At 58.5% G+C, this 19362-nt stretch carries 15 protein-coding genes and 2 pseudogenes; 11 read left to right on the top strand and 6 right to left on the bottom strand.

Annotated elements, in window-relative coordinates:
- The 3 genes and pseudogenes from P0D89_RS25925 to P0D89_RS25915 all read left to right on the top strand — a co-directional run bounded on the left by P0D89_RS25925 (position 1) and on the right by P0D89_RS25915 (position 6350).
- Entirely contained in the window at positions 1-4041 is a 4041-nt protein-coding gene (locus tag P0D89_RS25925) for a PAAR-like domain-containing protein (RefSeq protein WP_408360609.1), read from the top strand.
- A 21-nt stretch (positions 4042-4062) separates the two neighbouring features.
- Positions 4063-4974, top strand: a complete 912-nt coding sequence (locus tag P0D89_RS25920; RefSeq protein ID WP_408360607.1) for a leucine-rich repeat domain-containing protein — start codon at positions 4063-4065, stop codon at positions 4972-4974.
- Between the two features lie 245 nt (positions 4975-5219).
- Positions 5220-6350: pseudogene (locus P0D89_RS25915) on the top strand (IS110 family RNA-guided transposase).
- A 454-nt stretch (positions 6351-6804) separates the two neighbouring features.
- On the opposite strand, the gene P0D89_RS25910 reads toward P0D89_RS25915, so the two are convergent.
- The 3 genes from P0D89_RS25910 to P0D89_RS25900 form a co-directional block, all read right to left on the bottom strand.
- Positions 6805-7239: a GntR family transcriptional regulator gene (locus tag P0D89_RS25910; RefSeq protein WP_408360605.1), complete on the bottom strand. Its 435-nt coding sequence runs from the start codon at positions 7237-7239 to the stop codon at positions 6805-6807.
- A complete protein-coding gene (locus P0D89_RS25905) occupies positions 7218-7685 on the bottom strand; it encodes a SpvB/TcaC N-terminal domain-containing protein (RefSeq protein ID WP_408360673.1) in 468 nt (155 codons plus the stop codon). Before P0D89_RS25905 ends, P0D89_RS25910 begins: the two co-directional genes overlap by 22 nt.
- Positions 7686-7752: 67 nt before the next feature.
- Complete coding sequence (locus P0D89_RS25900) at positions 7753-8049, bottom strand: SpvB/TcaC N-terminal domain-containing protein (RefSeq protein ID WP_408377451.1); 297 nt, start codon at positions 8047-8049, stop codon at positions 7753-7755.
- Between P0D89_RS25900 and P0D89_RS25895 the strand changes: the two genes are divergently transcribed.
- Positions 8036-8404, top strand: a complete 369-nt coding sequence (locus P0D89_RS25895; RefSeq protein WP_408377449.1) for a SpvB/TcaC N-terminal domain-containing protein — start codon at positions 8036-8038, stop codon at positions 8402-8404. The two genes, P0D89_RS25900 and P0D89_RS25895, sit on opposite strands and share 14 nt — an antisense overlap.
- 669 nt (positions 8405-9073) lie before the next feature.
- On the opposite strand, the gene P0D89_RS25890 is transcribed toward P0D89_RS25895, so the two are convergent.
- Positions 9074-9244: a hypothetical protein gene (locus P0D89_RS25890; RefSeq protein WP_408360599.1), complete on the bottom strand. Its 171-nt coding sequence runs from the start codon at positions 9242-9244 to the stop codon at positions 9074-9076.
- 498 nt (positions 9245-9742) lie between these two features.
- On the opposite strand from P0D89_RS25890, the gene P0D89_RS25885 reads away from it, so the two are divergent.
- Entirely contained in the window at positions 9743-10927 is a 1185-nt protein-coding gene (locus P0D89_RS25885) for an FIST signal transduction protein (RefSeq protein WP_408360597.1), read from the top strand.
- A gap of 93 nt (positions 10928-11020) precedes the next feature.
- Entirely contained in the window at positions 11021-12040 is a 1020-nt protein-coding gene (locus tag P0D89_RS25880) for a ribonuclease Z (protein WP_408360595.1), read from the top strand.
- A 69-nt stretch (positions 12041-12109) separates the two neighbouring features.
- Here the strand turns inward: P0D89_RS25880 and P0D89_RS25875 are convergent, their stop codons facing one another.
- Positions 12110-12742, bottom strand: a complete 633-nt coding sequence (locus tag P0D89_RS25875) for a malonic semialdehyde reductase (RefSeq protein ID WP_408360593.1) — start codon at positions 12740-12742, stop codon at positions 12110-12112.
- 523 nt (positions 12743-13265) lie between these two features.
- On the opposite strand from P0D89_RS25875, the gene P0D89_RS25870 reads away from it, so the two are divergent.
- Positions 13266-14246 (top strand): NADPH:quinone reductase, encoded by a 981-nt coding sequence (locus tag P0D89_RS25870; protein WP_408360591.1) that lies wholly within the window; start codon positions 13266-13268, stop codon positions 14244-14246.
- A 111-nt stretch (positions 14247-14357) separates the two neighbouring features.
- Here the strand turns inward: P0D89_RS25870 and P0D89_RS25865 are convergent, their stop codons facing one another.
- Positions 14358-14552 carry a hypothetical protein gene (locus P0D89_RS25865; RefSeq protein ID WP_408360589.1) on the bottom strand — a complete coding sequence of 65 codons (195 nt, stop codon included), beginning with the start codon at positions 14550-14552 and terminating at the stop codon, positions 14358-14360.
- Positions 14553-15014: 462 nt separating this feature from the next.
- Here P0D89_RS25865 and P0D89_RS25860 point away from each other — a divergent pair.
- The 4 genes and pseudogenes from P0D89_RS25860 to P0D89_RS25845 all read left to right on the top strand — a co-directional run.
- A pseudogene (locus P0D89_RS25860) lies at positions 15015-15437 on the top strand (site-specific integrase); the annotation flags it as partial.
- 118 nt (positions 15438-15555) lie between these two features.
- The gene (locus P0D89_RS25855; RefSeq protein WP_408377447.1) at positions 15556-16134 is read left to right on the top strand and encodes a tyrosine-type recombinase/integrase; all 579 of its coding nucleotides are present in this window, start codon (positions 15556-15558) and stop codon (positions 16132-16134) included.
- An 807-nt stretch (positions 16135-16941) separates the two neighbouring features.
- Positions 16942-17862, top strand: a complete 921-nt coding sequence (locus P0D89_RS25850; RefSeq protein WP_408377445.1) for a restriction endonuclease — start codon at positions 16942-16944, stop codon at positions 17860-17862.
- Between the two features lie 505 nt (positions 17863-18367).
- Positions 18368-19362: hypothetical protein (locus P0D89_RS25845; protein WP_408377443.1), on the top strand; the 995-nt coding region annotated here is incomplete at its 3' end.

The raw sequence follows: 19362 nt of genomic DNA, 5'->3' as shown, positions 1-19362 counted from the left end.
ATGAGCAATCAGGTCTATGCCAACAATATGGAGGTGTCCTGCAAGCAGGCCGCCGGTAAGTCGATTTGCGCGTTTCCGGATGTTTGCATGACACCGCCACAGACACCTGCGACACCGCCCGGCGTGCCCATTCCATACCCCAATACCGGCATGGCATCGGATACTACGGATGGCTCGACCACTGTAAACATCTCCGGTCAGGAGGTCATGCTCAAAAACAAAAGCAGCTTCAAAAAAAGCGCAGGAGACGAGGCGGGCGCAGCCCCCTTGAAGGGCGTCGTCACCCACAAGAACACTGGCAAGGTCTATTTCAACGCCTGGTCCATGGACGTGAAGGTCGAAGGCGAGAATGTGGTTCGGATGCTCGACATCACGACACACAACCACGCCTCACAGCCTGGCAACTCACCTCCTTGGCCCTATATCGACGAGGTGGCGGCTCCGGACGTCGCGCCTTCGAGTACCACTTGCACCTGCAGCGTGGGCGCCCCAGTCGTCATCGCAACTGGGGAAAAGATGCTCGATCAGACAGACTTCAGTCTGTCAGGAGACGTTAATCTCGAATGGCGACGCCGCTACCGGAGTGGCGATGCGCGCGTTGATGGCTGGTTCGGGCAAGGTTGGAGCCACCCATTGTCGACTGAGTTGTGGCTGCAGCCCGATGTGCTGCGCTACTGGGACGCCACGGGCCGTGAGGTGGCGCTGCCCCAAATCGAAGTGGGCCAGGAGTACTTCCATGCCTACGAGCAGTTCACGCTCATCCACCCTGCACCGCATCACTGGGCATTGCGGCACAACCACGGCGTGACCCATCATTTCCGCGTCCGCGCTTCGAACCAGTGGCGTCTGCCCCTGGAGGTCGTCCAAGACAGGAATGGGAACCGCGTCGTGCTTCGGTTCGACGATGCCGATTTTGCCGATCGCATTAATGCGCGGTCAGCTCCGCCGCGGCCCACGGGGTTGACCGACAGCGCCGGACGCCAGTTGCATCTTGGTTGGACCGACGCCGGCCAACTCAGCCGCGTGACCGTGCAAGCCGGTGACATCACCGTCTTGCTTTCGAGCTACCAATATGACGACACAGCAAGGTCGGTAGGCGATGCCCTGCCCGATCTCGTGAGTCAGACTAACGCAACCGGGCAGACCCGCACCTTCCGTTGGGAAGAGCATCTCCTGGTGGGATATACCCGCGCGACCGGACAGCGCTACGCCAATCGATACGATCGAAAGTCTCCAAGCGGCCGCGTGATCGAATCATGGGCGCTGGACGATGGCACCGGTCTCAGCTTTGCCTACAACGGTCGCACGACTCGTGTACGTGATGCGCTGGGCCGCATCACCACCTATGTGCGCGACGCCCGTGGCGACATCATCGCCGTGCATGACGCCGAAGGCGGGGTCACACGTTCCCCCTTCGATGCCGAAGGCCGGCCCGAAGGCGTCACCGACGCTCTTGGACGCTCCACCATCACGGCGTTCGATGAACGGGGAAACCTCTGCAAGATCATCGACGCGAATGGCAACACAACGCTTATCGACTATAACGATCTTGACTTGCCGATCCAGATCACCGATGCGATGGGCGGTACCTGGCAGCGCCAGTACGACGCACGCGGCAACCCGATCGCCAGCACCGACCCGCTAGGCCGGACGACTCGCTTCGAAGTGGACACGAAAGGACGAGTGCGGGCCATCGAGGATGCCATGGGCAAGAGGAAGATTCTGCTGCACGACGAAGCCGGCAATCTCATCGCCTACACCGATTGCTCCGGCCACACGACCCGTTACACCTACGACGCCCTGGGACATATGCGCAGCTGCACCGATGCGCTGGAGCAGACCACTCATTTCGTCTTTGATCCCCTAGGCAATCTCGTGCAAGAGGTAGAACCCGACGGCGCCACGCACCATTACGAGTGGGACGGAGAGGGCAACCTCGTCGCTTACATCGACCCTTTGCGGCGGCTCACCCGTTGGCGATATAACGGCATCGGCGATCTGCTGGAGCAGGTTGACGCGCTGGGGCAGAAGACGACTTATCAGTACGATGCAGCGGGTCGACTGTCCAGCTTCACCAATGAGAAGGGCGAGGTCACTCGATTCGGCTACGACCGGCTGGATCGACTCACCGATGAAATAGGATTCGATGGCCGCCATACGCGCTACTGCCACAACGCAGCCGGTGGTCTGACGCACATCATCGAGCGAGGCGGCACCGCTTTCGGCCCCGGCAAGGTCACTCGTTTCGAGTGCGACGCGGTCGGCAATGTGCTGGCCAAGCACCCCGTTGGCGCCGAACACGACCGTTCTGCCGGCGGCAGCTTCACCTATGACAAGCTCGACCGCCTGACCTCGGCCCGCAATGGGTTGTCCGCGGTGACATTCGTCTACGACCCTGTGGGGCAACTGATACAGGAAGATCAGCATATTCGCCTGCCCGGCGAGCAAGCTCAGGCCTTTTCATTCAAGCATCACTACGATTCGCTGGGCAACCGCACCGAGACTGTGTTGCCCAATGGTAAGGTCATCCATCAGTTGTTCTACGGCCCGGGGCACCTGCACCAGATCAACTTGGACGGTCAGGAGATTTCCAACTTCGAGCGCGACAATCTGTACCGGGAAGTGCGGCGCAGCCAAGGTAGCCTCGTCAGCGAGTTTGTATACGACGCCTCTGACCGACTGAAGGCGCAGCGCGTGACGCGAAAAGCGACGCCTGCGCTGATTGGCCTTATCGAGCGGCATTACGACTATGACCCGGCCGGACAGTTGCGGAAATGGAAAGATAAGGACCGCGACATCAACGACTACCGCTACGACGCCGTGAGCCGTGTGACGGACAGCGTGATCGGACAAATGCGCATTGCCCGGGCGGGTTCCAATGGCAACGCGCAGGCCGTCGTCGAGCATTTCCAGTGGGATCCCGCGAGCAATCCGCTTTCCACCGGCACGGACGCGCATAGTACTGGCTTGACGGTCGTCGGCGACCGTCTGCTCGCTTGGCAGGACGTTCGCTATGCCTACGACGTCTATGGAAATCTGACCGAGCGCCTGCAAGGTATGCGCTCTGACAGCGTACAGACGCGGACTCGCTTGTACTGGGATGCGGACCACCAGCTGGTGAGAGCCGAAGTGGAACGCGGCTCGGACACCTTCGTCGCGGCACGCAGTTATTTTAGTTATGCCTATGATGCCATCGGGCGCCGGGTCGCTAAAAGCGACGCTCTCGGCGTCACGTACTTCGCTTGGGATGACGAGCGCCTGACCCTCCAAATACGCGGATGCGACGAGACGATCTTCCTATATAAACCCGAATCCTTTCTGCCCTTGGCGCAGTTTTTCAACGGCACGCTTCACCATCTGCACACCGATCACCTCGGCACGCCACTGGAAGCCAGCAACGACGAAGGGCGCATCACATGGAAGGTTACGTACCGGACTCACGGAAACGTTCTCGCTGCGGAGATCAGCGAGATTCAGCAGCCGCTACGGTTCCAAGGGCAGTATTACGACGAGGAAACGGGACTATACTACAACCGCTATCGATACTATGAGCCCGAGACGAGCAGGTTCATTTCTCAAGACCCCTTGGGGTTGGCCGCAAATTCGAACCTGTATCGCTATGCAGTCAATACGACTGGCTGGATCGACCCGCTGGGTCTCGCGGGCAGTGGCGGCGCGTACATCTTCGAGCTCAAAAGCGGCAAACGATATATTGGGAAGGGCGAAGAGGACCGTTTCAAAGCTTCTAAGAAAGGCCGGGGAGGAGGAAAAAACGATTGCAACATTGCGGCAGCGGCCCACGTCGACACCGGCGGCGACAACGAGCTCGGGAAGATGGTCGAATACAAAACCATGGTTCTTTCCAAGTTCAAAGCAGGGATTGGCCGGGCAGGGGTTCCTGCCGGCTTCTTGAACAGTCACATTTCTGGGGCGACAGCATGGGCAGAGAATCCTGACAAGCGGGCCGCTGCGACCAAAAAAGCTAAGGATCTTCTGGAAAAGCTGGAAGCTGACCGAGCAGCACGTGCCTGTAAAAAATAGATCTACGACAGAGAGCTCCGAATGAGTGACCCTTCTGAAGAATCCGTGCCTTATGAAGTACAAAAGACCTCGATAAGCTTCGGCGAAGGGCCGCCGCAGGTGGTGGTGTATCTGGAGCACTTAGACGAGGCGCTGGCCTATGTGCGAGATAAAAAGATCGTCAGCATCGAAGTGAGCACGCATCGTCCGGATCCGAAGCCCCAGCATATCGATTTTAGCTTTCTCAACGAAATTCCGAATCTGAGCGGCCTGGAGTGCCGTATGAATATCGCTAAGAACACAGATCTCGGACCTTTGTACAAGCTAAAGAAACTGACGCAGCTGGCTTGGCCTGCACGCACCACGCCAGAAGTTGATTTGTCTTACTTTCCTGGCCTTGAATATCTCTCTTTTAGGCACCGGACCTCCACTCGAGGATGGCAAACGCTGTCGAAATTGCGGACCTTACGCCTTTCGGTTTCCGGTGAAGAGGATCTTAAATTCTTGAAGCACCTGGAGTCGCTTGTCACGCTGGAAGTAGCGGATTCCGACATAAAATCCATGTCAGGCATAGAACGGCTGAATCATCTGCAGAGAATCGATATCTTCATCTTGTCCAAGTTGATGGACATTTCCACCATCGCAAAATGCAAGAATCTTAAGTACCTGTATGTGGAAAACACTAAGAATCTGACCGATTTTTCGCCTCTCGCCAAGTCTGCATCGATCGAAACCCTAAAGCTCCTGACGCCCATAGATTCCGTGTCTTTCGTGCCTCGCATGAAATCCTTAAAGAGCTTCTTTTCTCGCGCCATCAATTCGAACGACCTTTCACCCTTGCTGCAGGCAAAGTCATTGAACTATCTTGACATTTATCCAGAGAAGCGTAGTTATACGCCTAAGGTCGCTGATATCAAGCAGGCGTTGGGATTGGATCCCGAACCACAAGATTAAGTTGTTACGGTGGCGCTGATAATCATATAGCCGGCCCCCCGCCGTTCGACTCGAACGGCTCGCGTAGAGTCGGAGGTGCGAACACCGACGTGACGCACAGGAGGACGGCATGAACAAGGCAGTATGACTTTCCGTGAGGCAGAGGCTGGCCCGCCGTGAGGAATCAGACGCGGGTTAGCATCACTGCCAGAGCCGCACGGTGTGGACTGGGCCACACCCGGCGATTTCCGGCACGGAGGCCAGCAATGGAAAACGATAGCACGTTGTACGTCGGTTTAGACGTTCACAAGGACTCGATCACGGTCGCCTACGCGCTCGGCTCGGGCGAGGTCGAACTGCTCGGAAAGATCGGTACGACGAAGACGGATATCGATCGCCTGTGCAAGCGTCTGCAATCGAAAGCGCGACGCGTGGTGGTTGTCTATGAAGCAGGTCCGTGCGGTTATGGGCTTTACCGTTAGCTCGTGCAGAAGGGGTTCGACTGCATGGTGTGCGCGCCATCACTGATTCCCAGAAAGCCGGGGGAACGTGTCAAGACCGATCGACGTGATGCCGTGAAGCTCGTGCGCTCCATGCGCTCCGGCGACCTGTCAGCGGTGTACGTGCCCACCGTTGCCGATGAAGCGTTCCGCGATCTGGCACGTGCATGGATGAGCGCCAGGGACGATCTGAAGCGCGCCCGGCAACGACTGAAGTCGTTCCTACTCTCGCACGGCGTGCGCTATACCGGTAGCGCCAACTGGGGCCCCGCGCACCGGCACTGGCTAAGCCAGTATTCGTTCGGCAACGAATGGCAGCAACTGGCGTTTGAAGAACATCGGCGCATGATCGAGGATCGGCTCGCGCAATGCGAGCGTCTCGAGACCGCGTTGCGCGAGGCGGTGCCCAACTGGCGATTCTATCCAGCCGTCCTGGGCTTGCAGGCGATGCGCGGTGTGCAGTTCACCACGGCCGTAGGGATGCTCGCCGAACTGGGGGACCTGTCGCGCTTCGAGCATCCGCGTCAGCTGATGGCCTGGCTTGGCGTGACGCCGTCCGAACACTCGTCGGGCGGGAAGCGCCGCCAGGGCAGCATCACGAAGACCGGCAACAGCTACGTCAGAAAGCTGCTCGTCGAGGCGGCCTGGAGCTACCGGCATCCGGCACGCGTGAGTCCCGACATTCAACGCCGCCATGAAGGCATCCCCAAGGCCATCATTGATCGCGCCTGGGACGCGCAGCTTAGATTGTGCCGCCGATATCGCAGACTGGCGGCACGCGGCAAGAACCCGAACATCGCGACGGTCGCAGTTGCCCGGGAGCTGGCCGGTTTCATTTGGGACATCAGCCGTCTGGCAATGTCGCTCGCCGTGCCACGCACCGCACTCGCAGCATAACCGTGCCGATCACTCAACATTCGACGAACACCTGGAGAAGAGTTTCCTGAAGGCGGCGTAGCCCGGTACCCGAGCAACCCGCGGCTAAACATCGCAACGCGCATCAACCGATTTGCGGAACAAGGGAGCGGCAGGCTCACGAGACGGACCTCTGTAATGCGGTAACCAACCCGCGGATATCAGTGTGATTCACCGTCGAATTTACTGCTACGCCGCCCTCAGGAAATTCAGACCACCTATCGCAAAGAAGTTACTTTTGGAAAAACTGAAAACCGATCCCGTTTGACACGGAAAGTCATATCAGTTTAGTGGAATCGACCTGCACTCGAACAACAGTGTGGTCGTGGTCAGCGATGAAGCGGACCGGGTTGTCTAGAGACCGCGTAGGACGTAGTCTCCAATGGCTGCTTTCGGAAGCCGGGACATCGGCTGACTGGCGATGCCCGGGTAGAAGTCAGCCGGGGGGGCACGCCCTCCGTCGGTCCTCGATGATCTTCTCCAGATGTACGCAGGCATTTTGATCGCGGATGTGTTCTCCGAGCGCCTTCTCAATCTTTTTAATGTCGCCAGTGATTACCGCCTCCAGCAACGTGCGGTGTTCCTTGACAATGTCTCTCATCGACTTGTCGAGCGTTGAAAGACCGACAACGATTGTTAGCTGGCCAGCCACCCCTTCCCATATGGTACGGAGAAAATCATTGCCGCTGATGTCACATAATTCATGGTGAAACGCTACGTCAGCCTGCGCCAGTCCATAGGGATCCTTGCGGGCGGCCATCAACTCCAGTTCATCAATACAAGGCTCCAGGCGCCTCACAGTAGCACTGTCCTTATGGCGGCCGAGCGCAACGGTGCGTCGAACCGCGATCAATTCAAGAGCAACACGCACCTCTCCGCGTTTTTGATGAAAGCGCCGAACGCGTCTCTGCTGAATTCCGCCACCAGGTCTTCGGCGCCGGCCAGCAGGAAGGTATCGGAATCGGGCGCATTGCCTGTGCCGTCGAGGTACTGCGGCAGTTCCTGACTGGTCTTGCGCTTGATGGTCGGCAGGCCCAAGTCCCAACCGAGACCGAAGATGCCGTTGCCGCCGCCGGAGCTGTACGCAATACGCAGCTTGGGCGCGACACCGCGCGATGCCGCGACAGGAAGTGGGATGCTGAAACTGGCGGTGCCGTTGGCCGCGTTGACCTTGAACTCTTCATCGATGCCGCGCACCGCGCCGCCGCCTTTGGGCAGCTCGATTTTTGGCACTTCGATGGCGTCCGGCTCGGTGCGGCCGCCTTGGGTGCTGAAGATCGATTCTGATGAATCAGACTTGCCAACCTGCTTATCCATGCCCACCTCAAACCGGAAGTTTGTATGACAAGATTGACAGATTCTTCACGAAGAACTGAGGGGCGATCTATTGCCGAGGGGCGAATGCTGGCGTGTGGCGATCGCCATGCACCCGTTCGTTCTTGAAGCTGTTGAACCAGCGTTCAGTCGGCGCGTTGGCGTCATGCTCGCCATAGTCGAAGTCGACCTCGAAGTGCCAGGCGTTGCTGCCATCGCGCGCCGTAGAGATGACGACATTGCCTTTGTCGTCGTGGCTCTGACAGATCAACCAGCTGAAGATGTGACTCGGATTGGCCAGGTCTGCTATGCGGCTCTCGCCCGTGCGGCCGTACCAGGTGGTGATGTTGTCCTTGGAGACGATCACGCGCAAGACCGACAAAGGCCTGCCGCAGTATCTCGATGCTGTCGATTCGGATGTCTTCATCCTTTCCGGCGCGGAAGACCTGGTGCCCGTCCTCGCGCATGATGCCAACGCACAGAGGACAGTTGATGGTAAGACCTATCGAATCCGCCGGTACCGCCCGCGCATCGAGGGCTTGTTCGCGCGCATCGAGCGCTGGACTATTACTGCCGACGTGACCGACATATTCTGGCGCTCGATCCCACCGTGTGAGACTCCGGATAAACAGGCCCCGCATGTCATGACCAAACCGACCAGACTGTGCCGCTCAGGCGGTCGAAGCGCCGCAGCAGCGGCCGCACGAACGCACCTGGCCTAGTCGCAGGCGCCCGGCACTCACTTTCGCCTCACCACCGCAGTCGCAGCGGCAAACCCACAAACCATCCCCAACGTACCGATCGGTCGTCAGCTCGCCGAACACCTCACCGCCCCGCAGCGCAGGTGAGCCCGGTCGGGACCGCCACACACGACACTGCTCACGGCAGCCGCAGTCCCGAGTTCGGCCGCCCTCGACCGCCTCCAGCTCGGCAGTAACGTGGCCGCCGCATCGGCACCTCCAGAGCCACACATCGGCGCCGCGATATTGGAGCGCGACAAGATCGCCGAAGGTGCGACCAGCCATCGCGACTCGGCTGAAAGGGCCATTCAGGCGGCAAGGGGGGACGGATACGTTGGTTCACAAAAGGTAAATGGGATTCGGCATCCTACTCTCAAGGTGCGACTGCCGGTCTTCGATTCGCGGGCGCAGCTCAGGAAGGCGGAGACAGAGCGGCGCCATACTGTCGATGAGGCGGGATCGGTTGGTTATCAACCACGATTCACGGGATATCGTGGAGTTGAGATACCACCCGTGGCCGATTGAATCGGGGATCGACGGGGGTACGCGGTGCACACCGGGCTCACCGATAACGACGACGGACTCAGCACACATCGGGACGATCCCCCCGAACCGTCGTAGACGGCACGGAGGGCGGGTTGGCCGCCGTGGTCAGAATTTCGGGACGGGGCGGGCGCCGAGAGCGTAATCATGCGTATACCACCAGACGTTGTTGATGTATTCGGCTAGACGTTGGTCGATCATGCCGCCCGTGATGGCAGACATGGCGACGCGATCCAGGTCTTCGACATCAAGTAGGTCATTAATCGTAAGGCTCTTCATAGTAGTTCTCCTAAAAAAAGGTCAGTAAATAAAAAGTTTGGGCGACACACCGCTCGCGATGCCGCTAACCAATTCAAAGCACATGGCGTGCCAGTCTCGGCAGAGTACCGAGAGACGGCTCGTAACTGGCTGAATATAGACGATATATCGATCGCGGCCGGGGTGCTTGTGAGGGCGCAGCCCAGATGGTGGGCTAGTATCCAACGCTCCACAACGTACTGTTGGATTTAGACCGCGACACGTGCGGGCCGCGAGCGTTGATCCTGACAAGACAGCTACTTCATTCCGGCGTCCCTACTACACCGATTTCGGCCGTTCAGTCGACATACCAATGAATGTCAGAGAAGGGTCGGCAAGCGCCGGTCGCGGACATCACGGGTTGTACCCATGAACCGCAAACCCTGCCGGCCGGTCCGGTCACGGGTTTCCTCAACGGCCGGCTGAACATGCCCTGCCAGCGGAGGTCCAACTTATTGTTGCCTTCGACAGGTTTGGACCATGTCCCGCGCTTCGTTTGTCCACGCTCACGCCGCCCACGCCGATTGGCGGGTGGCCCTGGCCGAGTGCCAGAGGCAAGTTCAAACCCAAATTGCGGCCCGTGCGGCGCAACTTGACGAATCCGCTCCGTTCACGCTCGGTTGGTGTTACATGAGCGACTATTACGCACCCGCGTCCGAGGCAATCCTCGACGAACTGCACCGGGCTCAGCCTGGCGTCGCATGGGTCGGAACGGTCGGTGTCGGCGTGGCCGCCAGCGGCATCGAATACATCGACGAGCCGGCCCTGGTGCTGATGCTCGCGCCGCTGCCACGGGAATCGTTCCGGCTATTCTCCGGCCTGCAGCCACTGCCTGCGACATCCTCCGGGTTCGTGGTCCACACCGCGCTGGTCCATGCCGAGGGCAGCACGCCGGACGTGCAAGAGTTGCTGCACGAACTGAGCGCCCGCACGACCACGGGTTATCTCTTCGGCGGCCTGTCCTCGGCGCGAAACCGTCCGCTGCATATAGCGGATGGCGTGTTCACCGGCGGGATGTCCGGCGTGCTCTTCGGCCCCGAGGTCGGTCTGATCTCACGTGTGACGCAGGGCTGCCAGCCCATCGGGCCGGTGCGTACCATCACCCAGGCCCAACACAATCTGGTGGGCACGCTGGACGGCAAGCCTGCACTCGATTGCGTGTTGCAAGACCTTGGACTCGACCGGAATCTGCCAATCGATGCTTTGTCGCAGGCGCTGTCTACCACCCTGGCGGGCTTGAGCACGGGCGCCGAGGACGTGCCGAAATGGCCTGGAAAGTTCGGCGCGGACACACTCGTGCGGCACCTGGTGGGCGTGGATCCCGAGCACCGGGTCCTGGCGATTGCGGATCGGGTCGAGCCCGGCATGCATCTGGCCTTTTGCACGCGCAACCCCGAGGCCGCCCAGGTCGATCTGGTGCGCATTGCAACGGAAATCCGCGCGGAACTGGAAAGCGGCACGGCGGGGCACATGTCGGGCGCCCTGTATATCAGTTGCTCGGGACGGGGCGGCCCGCACTTCGGAGCGCGGCACGCGGAGTTGCAGACGGTGCGAAATGCGCTAGGTGAGGTACCGCTTGTGGGATTCTTCGCCGGCGGCGAGATTGCAAGGAATCACCTTTACGGCTACACCGGCGTATTGACGGTCTTCACGAGCCGGGACTGAGGCGCCGGACGGTTCTGATTTTTGCCAGAGCACGATGAAGATCCATACTGCGTTCATCCACAAGAGCCATTCGTACGCTGCCCTGACAGATTCATGCACGCCCTCTTCAAACCATGGCTTGTCAATGACGCGTTTGGCGACCCGGGTCTATACGTGGACTTTTGCGACGAACGGCGTGCCCTCCTTTTCGATCTTGGCGATATCTCCAGGCTGATGCCCCGCCACCTGATGCGTTTGTCACATGTGTTTGTTACCCATACGCACATGGACCATTTTTCCGGCTTCGATCGTCTCTTGCGCGTGATGCTCGGGCGCAAGGCTGGCATCGTGATGTTTGGCGGCCCCAACTTTCTTGCACAAATCGAACACAAGCTGAGCGCCTATACCTGGAACGTGGTGCATCGTTACGAGGTCGAGCTGGTGATCGACGCGCGCGAAATCGGCGTGGACGGTGGCGGCCAGCGCGCCTTCTTTTCGAGTCGGAGACGGTTCGCCCGCGATGCCAGCCCATCCTTTGAACGATCTGACGACGTGGTGCACAACGAAGCAACCTTTCGTGTGCGCGGCCGGTTTGTCGATCATGACATCCCGTGCGTTGCGTACGTGCTCGAGGAGAAGGCCCGCGTCGTCGTCGCGAATGACCGACTCGCGGCGCTGGGGGTGTCGACGGGTGCATGGCTGCGCGAACTGAAACATGCGGTGCTGACCGGCGCGCCTGACGAGACGCCCATTCAGGTACGGTGGCTCGACCGGCATGGCGAGCACGCCATGACCCGGCAGGTCGGCGAACTGCGTCACCTGATCGTCGACATCATTCCTGGACAGCGCATTGGCTACGTAACAGACTTGCGCTATACGGAAGCGAACGTAGAGTCCCTGTCGGCGTTGATGCACGACGTGGACCTGCTTTTTATCGAGAGCGTATTTCTTGACGAGGACAAGGCCCATGGCCTGCGCAAGAATCACCTGACGGCCCGCCAGGCCGGTCTGATCGCGCGCCGGATCGGCGCCCGGGCGGTGGTGCCGTTCCACTTTTCGCCGCGTTACGAAGGACGCTCGGCAGCACTGATTGCAGAAGTGCAGGCGGCGTGGTCCGCTACGTCCACCTGCTGATCCACCGGCATGTGAGCCGTTTGCACCTAGGCGAGGGAGATCAGGCCCGCGAAGCAAGGTTCCTGGCGGTCAGAGCAATTTGCAGGCCTCGTCAAAATCTAGGCGTGGGCTGCGTGGGAACAGCCCTGCCGGATCACCATAGCCCAGATTGCACAGGAAATTCGACTTGATGTGGCTGTCGGGAAAGTACTCCTGCTGGAAGGTGCCCTCCTGTGCGCTCGCAGGAAAAAATTCATGGTCAATTTTTGCATGGTCGAACCCGGACATCGGACCACAATCCAGTCCGAGCGAGCGGGCAGCCAGGATGAAATAAGCCCCTTGTAGCGAGCTATTGCGCCGTGCCGTGACCTCGGCCAGTTCCGGTGTGTCGGCGAACCAGGCTCGTGCATCTGCGTGCGGGAAGAGTTTAGGCAGCTTGTCATAGAACTTGCCGTCATAAGCGATGATGGCAGTCACCGGTGCGCTCATCGTCTTGTCGATATTGCCTGGTGCCAATGCCGGTAGAAGTCGTTGCTTCGCTTCCTGAGTGCGCAGAAACAGAATACGTGCTGGGCTGCAGTTTGCGCTCGTTGGACACCACTTCATCAGATCGTAGAGTTCGCGCAATGTGTCATCACTGACCGGTTTAGGCAGCCAGCTGTTGTGGGTTCGAGCCTGACGGAACAGCAGATCCATCCCTTCTTCATTCACTCGTTTGTCCATATTTGCCTCCCAACGGAAACGGACGTTGTAAGTTGCCTTCTTGCATCAACAACCACGAAATCTTGGAGGGCGGTATGCCGTCCACGCGTTTCGTGAACATCACGCAGCAGATCATCGATGATCTGAGCGAAGCCCCGTTTGGGTGTTATAGACTTACCACGCGTCGTTCATGGAAAAATTTGCGCGGGCGGGTACCGGTCACGTTCCGGGGAGCGCCCTGCTGGACTGTAAGGAAGCCGGCATTTCCGAGCAGAACTATTACCGCTGGCGCAAGGAATACGGCGCCCACCAGAAAGGGCTGCGATGTTGCCCGCCCATCTCCGATGATGGTTTCAACGCCGGCCCAACGGCCAGCGCCCCCAAACCAAGTCACCATCATGTCACTGCAAGACAAGCTCGACGCATTCAAGGCGGACTTCGAGGCAGGCAACACCCGCGGCGAGCTCACTTTCTTCCCTATACTTCCATACATTTCGGAGTTGGCTGACCAGCCGACTACTTTGCAACTTCACGTGAGGATGCTATGCGCGCAGCCTGGTACTCAAGAAACGGGGAGGCTCGGGAGGTTCTGATGGTTGGTGAGATGCCAATTCCAGAACCTAGGAGAGGTGAAGTTCGTGTCCGAATAGCCTGCTCTGGAGTAAATCCGTCTGATGTCAAGTCGAGGCGTAATCGACCGCTAGCCAGTGAGCGTATCGTGCCACACAGTGACGGCGCTGGCGTCATTGATATGGTTGGTGAAGGCGTGAATCCCGACCGAATAGGGGAACGGGTCTGGGTCTGGAACGGTCAATGGCAGCGCCCAATGGGCACTGCCGCCCAGTATGTCGTACTGCCTGAATTGCAGGCCGTGGAATTGCCGGCCGCAGGAGATTTTGCTGCGGCAGCCTGCCTCGGCATTCCTGCCACGACGGCCTTTCAGGCAATTCATATGTTAGGCGATATCACCGGAAAAACCGTGCTGGTCGTTGGTGCGTCTTCCGCTGTGGGACACTATGCCACTCAGTTTGCCGCCATGGGTGGCGCCAAGGTGATAGGAACCGTAGGGTCCGTAGAGAAGGCACGACATGCAGTGAATGCTGGCGCGTCTGAGACGATCTACTACAAGGAAGAGAACGTTCCTGAAAGGGTCAAGGCAATCACCAAGGGGCTCGGCGTTCATGCGATCGTCGACATGGATTTCTCAACGACGATCAAATGGCTTCCCTTCGGAGTTCTTGCGCCTCATGGAACAATCATCTGCTACGGTTCTAATGCCCCCGGCGAAACAGCAGTGCCGTTTCGCGACCTTCTTTTTGGCTCAATTAGCCTGCGCTTCTTTGTCGTGTACGACCTTGATCGAGTGGACAGGCAAAGGGCGACTGACGGCCTCACGAAGCTACTGGAGGAGGGAAAGCTACAGCACACGATCGGGGCACGTTTTCCCTTGGACGACATTGCTGCAGCGCATGAAGCTGTCGAAGCTGGAAGCCTGATAGGCAACGTTGTATTAGACCTACCTTGACCTGATCTCAGCAACAGCACGATGTCGAGCATGCTTTGATCTTTCCCCAGGTTCTTATTCCGTAGCCGGCATTGCCTTGCATCGCCAGTTCACTAGGACATGGATTGAGTTCTACGGATCGTGGCGGCTTTTTGGGTTGCCGAAGACCCAGGTGAACCCGCTGCTTTCGGTGATATCCGGCGTCATGGCCACGCTGCTTTTGATCAGGATGATCATGGCACCGTGGATTACAAGAACAGTCTTCATCACTTCGGAAGGGTTGAGGGTTTGCGAGGCGAAATTGACGGGACGATCGAACACTGTCATTCCAGCCGCCGACTTGCGTAATGTCAGGCGTTTCGTTCGGCCAAGCTTCTCAGAGAAATCGCGACGTCTGACCGAACGAGCACGCCAAACAGTGCAATTCGACTACAAAGAGCAAGTTTTCACGTTCTGCAATTCGCAGTTCCGCTCGAGTAGCGATTTCGAAGACTTTTGCATGAGGGTGGGAGCAGGTTCGACGCGCCTTCAGTAGCTCGTAAGCCATACCGTGTCGATCACCTGTCTGTTCCCGCCAATACCGCTGATTCGAATGGCTGCTTCCGGGATGATCGAATGTTCCCGAGCGCCCGGATCTACTCTTGATAAAACATGTTGAACTAACCCGCTGACGCGGGAGGAGGCGTTTGGCCAGCGCATCGACTCCGGGATCATCCGTAGGGCACATCCGTTCGAGTGGGACGATGACAGTGCAGTTTGCTGTCGTGACCATTCAGAGCGGAGTCCACCATGACACCCCTACGTCGACGCATGATCGAGGATATGCGCGTGCGCAACCTCGCGGCCAATACGCAACGCGCGTATCTCCAGCAGGTGAACAACTTTGCCAGATATTTCGGGCGTTCCCCTGAACTGCCAGGCCCGGAGGAGGTGCGCGCCTGGCAGGTGCACCTGATTGAAGTCCAGCGGCGCTCATCCAGCACGCTGGTGGTGGCCACCGCGGCGCTGCGCTTCCTGTATCACATCACGCTCAAACGCGAGTGGGCGGTCGAAGAACTCCCGATAGCGCGGACGCCGCGCAAACTCCCGGTGATCCTCAGTCAGGACGAGATCACCCGGTTCCTTGAAGCGATCCGTAACGTCAAGCATCGCGTCGTCACGCGCGCCCACGTGCTGGCGTGGCGGAAAACGCTCGAGACTCGTGGACTGTCCGGTGCGACGATCCGGCGCAAGCTCGCGGCGCTGTCATCGCTGTTCGAGTACCTGTGCGAAAAGAACGCCGTCGACTTCAATCCCGTGAAAGGGGCGAAGCGGCCCAAGGTCGACAGCAATGAAGGCAAGACGCCGGCACTTGGCGATCATCAGGCGCGCGCTGCTGGATGCGCCAGATCCAACAACTCTCAAAGGCAAACGCGACCGCGCGCTGCTGTCGGTGCTGCTGTATCACGGCCTGCGCCGGGAAGAGTTATGCAAGCTCACGGTTCGAGACATCCACGCCCGCCGCGGCGTACTCCATCTACGTATCCACGGCAAAGGCAACAAACTGCGCTATCTGCCATTACATGCTGGCAGCGCTGAACGCATCCACGCTTATCTCGAGGTCGCCGGACATGGCGAAGTACCGAATGCCCCACTCTTTCAACCGGCACGAAGAAAGACCCATGCAGCATTGACTGCCGATGGCGTCTACAAGATCGTGCTCGCTTACGCGGCGCGCGCTCAAATCGAGGTACAGGGATTTGGCGTGCATAGCCTGCGGGCAACGGCGGCGACCAATGCACTGGAGTATGAGGCCGATATCGCCAAAGTTCAGGAATGGCTCGTCCACGCAAACATTGCCACGACGCGAATCTACGACCGGCGTAAAAGTCGTCCGGAAGATTCCCCAACCTTTCGGGTTACTTATTAGATGGAACGGTTTCCCTCGATGGACACGAAATGGACATACCAATACGATGACAAGAAAACGCCCGTATTCGCACATGAAATTTCTACATGTAGCAAACGAATCGTTTTCGTACGTATTTGTGCTGGCGCACTGTGCCACGGGGGCCGTCGCGTGCGCGGTGCGATAATTCACAACAGATAAACCCGGACCTTCACGGACAACCATTTACAAGGTGGCTCCCCGTAGTGTCGCATCAGTTAGCGAAGCTCATTCGGACGCGAGCGGAAGAAAGTCACACAGGCGAGATGCCCCATGAATGCAGTAGAAATCGAAGCAGCCATATCGGAACTGGCCTTTCAACCCTTCGCGCGGCGGAGTTCCCGTTCGCGTTCCTGGCTGCTTTCGGCAATAAGGACACGGCCCTCAGGCGCCTGCGTACAGGCAACAACAACGCTTCGGATGGGCTTGTGCGCAGTGTCGAACTGATCCTCGAAAACGAGCTTGCTGACGTCTCGGGACTGGTCATGGCCGACCTTGTGACGCCGACACTGCACCGGTGTGCGTCCGCTATCTGGCGGACCGACGTTTGAATGTCCGTCCGAGCATGAAGGCGAATGACTGAACGTGGCAGAACCCGGAAGTGCGTCTTTCGTCGGGGATCGACTGCCCCCCGACTCAGCCCCCAACCTTTTGCTTCCGCTGCGCCTAGGACAAACCTGTTTTGACGAACAATCATCCGTTGGGTAATCTGCCCCGCATGAGCGGCATGATGCCCCCCGGGCCAGCACGGCCCAACGTCGGTCATCCATCACTAATCACCCATTTGCAATGGCGATCCCCGACTTCCAGACCTTGATACTGCCCGTCCTGCGTACTGCAGAAACGGTCGAAATGAAGATCTCCGACGTGGTCGAGTCACTGGCCGACAATTTCCGGCTGACGGAGGAAGAACGGTCAGAACTGCTGCCGTCCGGCAAGCAGACCACCTTCGCCAACCGCGTCCACTGGGCCAAGAGCTATTTAGGCAAAGCAAGCTTGGTGGAATTGACCAGGCGCGCACACTTTCGCATCACCGATCGAGGGCGCGAGGTATTGGCCAATCCGCCGGTACGAATCGATATTCACTTCCTCCAGCAGTTTCCCGAGTTCGTCCTGTTCAGGGACGCCGGCAGCGGTATCGACAAGCCCGCCGATGGCCCGGCCGCGGTCGAAGTGGTGCAGACCACCGGCATGACGCCGGACGAAATGATCCGAAAAGCCCACCGCGAGTTGGAGGACGAACTCGGCCAGGATCTACTTGGCCGTATCGTAGCGGCTCCTCCGGAGTTTTTCGAGCGCCTTGTCGTCCAACTGCTCATCGCCATGGGCTACGGTGGCTCGACGGCCGATGCGGGCCGTGCGCTAGGCAAGAGCGGCGACGGCGGGGTAGATGGCGTCATCGATCAGGATGCTCTGGGCCTGGACCGTATCTACGTACAGGCGAAACGTTATGCCGACGGCAACAACGTCGGCCCCGGCGGAATCCGCGATTTCTTTGGGTCACTGGATCGCTTCAAGGCAGCCAAGGGCCTCTTTGTCACCACCTCGGCCTTCTCTCCCTCAGCTCGTGAAACTGCCGAGTTCCTAAGCAAACGCATCGTCCTGATTGACGGCCGCCAACTGGCCCGGCTGATGATTCGGTACAACGTCGGTTGCCGTGTTGAGGAAACCCTCCACCTAAAGAAGGTTGACGAGGAATTTTTCGAGTAGCAGCCGTCGTCAACAGGTCGATGACGCGACATACGCAACGGCCGTCGAGCGTCCATAGTCAGATCGGAACCAAGCTTCGGATGTCTGCGATAGGGCTTGGTTCAACGTCTGCAACTGTGGCCGGTTTGCGACGGCCGCGCCAAGTCGCGTTCGGTAAAACGTTCGTTTTATCGAACACTCCGGCGTGAACTGCCGGAGCGTTCGGCCGGCCGAATCACGGCGTAGCATGAACACCGCATAGGCACCGAGGGCTGCCGTTTTTGGATCGAGCCCCTTGAACTGGAAAGAAAGGTATCCACCTCACCATCCAGCGCCAATGAGAGCGCAACGCCGAACACTGCCTGTGGTGGCAGTCGAACGTCGTCCTCGGCAATCAAGTCAAATTCGTGTGGGCGCACCTGCATATTTTGGGTATCCAATCACCTTTACGTTCAAGCCAACTGACAAACACACCTTAGCCATGGGATCATCTTGCCGGACCTAAAATAAATGGACGTTACTTGGCATGCCTCCCCTCGCCGTCGATCCTGCTGTTACCGCCTTTCGCCGTGTGACCTCTAAACAATGGCACGCGCTTTCAGGTAAGGCCGCGATTAACACCGCACTCGCAATCTTTAAGGAAAATCACCCACCCCAAGCTGACCTTATCGGCGTGGAAGCGGCTGAATACCTGGAGCAATTCATAGCAGCCACGCAAGAGCATATTCAGCGTGCACATTCAGGGTATGGGGGCGTACGCTGGCTATGGTATTTGCGGAGAGCGCCGGATGCCTTCTTTTCCGGAAGTTATGGCACGACCAACGGATACGATAGATTCCTTGCGGAGATCATGTCGTCAACCTTCGCTAGGGAGGACCGGAGCGAGTTAGCCACCCGAATCACGTTCAAGGTTGACGACGCTGCTATCCGTCATGTCGCCTCGTTCGTCGGTCGGGTAAAACTGCTTTCGCAGCTACATATTCTCTATCGACGCGTAGGCAAAGGTGCCACGCTTGATGCACGTCAGCCGATCCTAGTCGCGAGGACTCCAGCCGACGTTGAAAATGCGATTGCAATATATGATCAGCGGCAAGACCGTTCACATGAATTCTTCGGTTCGGGTCTTGGTTCGGCCACTGTCGAGCCAGGTTCCTCGGATTTCGTGGAAGCGGCTAAGCGCTTCGGCCTGACCGCCTTCTTGTCCTTTGGCTGCCACCCGAGCTACTACCCCTCCATCCAATACCCAGACGCTAATGACGCTCAAATGGAAGTGACGGTGGAGGCGCGTCATATGCTCAAGGCATTAGATTTACGGAATGTTCTCCAGCCTTTTGATGGTGAAGCTGGGTCGCCCGAGTACTTGCGCGATGTCGCACCGCTAATCCAACTACTCGTCATGTTGCCTGCTTTGATGACACAGGCCCCTTGGGCGTTCGGGTCCATCCTACAACAGGGCTACTTCTTCTGTGGTGCGAAGCGGCTAGAAGCCCTATTCGACGCCTATCTTCCAGAAATCGCAGG

This window comes from Paraburkholderia sp. RL18-085-BIA-A, assembly GCF_046027075.1.
Taxonomy (GTDB): Bacteria; Pseudomonadota; Gammaproteobacteria; order Burkholderiales; family Burkholderiaceae; genus Paraburkholderia.
This window is presented reverse-complemented; position numbering and strand designations above follow the sequence as displayed.

Coding starts and splice junctions, on each gene's coding strand:
- P0D89_RS25890 (WP_408360599.1), bottom strand. CDS start 9,244: ATGAAGAGCCTTACGATTAATGACCTACTTGATGTCGAAGACCTGGAT.
- P0D89_RS25920 (WP_408360607.1), top strand. CDS start 4,063: ATGAGTGACCCTTCTGAAGAATCCGTGCCTTATGAAGTACAAAAGACC.
- P0D89_RS25870 (WP_408360591.1), top strand. CDS start 13,266: ATGCGCGCAGCCTGGTACTCAAGAAACGGGGAGGCTCGGGAGGTTCTG.
- P0D89_RS25865 (WP_408360589.1), bottom strand. CDS start 14,552: ATGACAGTGTTCGATCGTCCCGTCAATTTCGCCTCGCAAACCCTCAAC.
- P0D89_RS25880 (WP_408360595.1), top strand. CDS start 11,021: ATGCACGCCCTCTTCAAACCATGGCTTGTCAATGACGCGTTTGGCGAC.
- P0D89_RS25875 (WP_408360593.1), bottom strand. CDS start 12,742: ATGGACAAACGAGTGAATGAAGAAGGGATGGATCTGCTGTTCCGTCAG.
- P0D89_RS25855 (WP_408377447.1), top strand. CDS start 15,556: ATGAAGGCAAGACGCCGGCACTTGGCGATCATCAGGCGCGCGCTGCTG.
- P0D89_RS25905 (WP_408360673.1), bottom strand. CDS start 7,685: ATGGATAAGCAGGTTGGCAAGTCTGATTCATCAGAATCGATCTTCAGC.
- P0D89_RS25850 (WP_408377445.1), top strand. CDS start 16,942: ATGGCGATCCCCGACTTCCAGACCTTGATACTGCCCGTCCTGCGTACT.
- P0D89_RS25885 (WP_408360597.1), top strand. CDS start 9,743: ATGTCCCGCGCTTCGTTTGTCCACGCTCACGCCGCCCACGCCGATTGG.
- P0D89_RS25925 (WP_408360609.1), top strand. CDS start 1: ATGAGCAATCAGGTCTATGCCAACAATATGGAGGTGTCCTGCAAGCAG.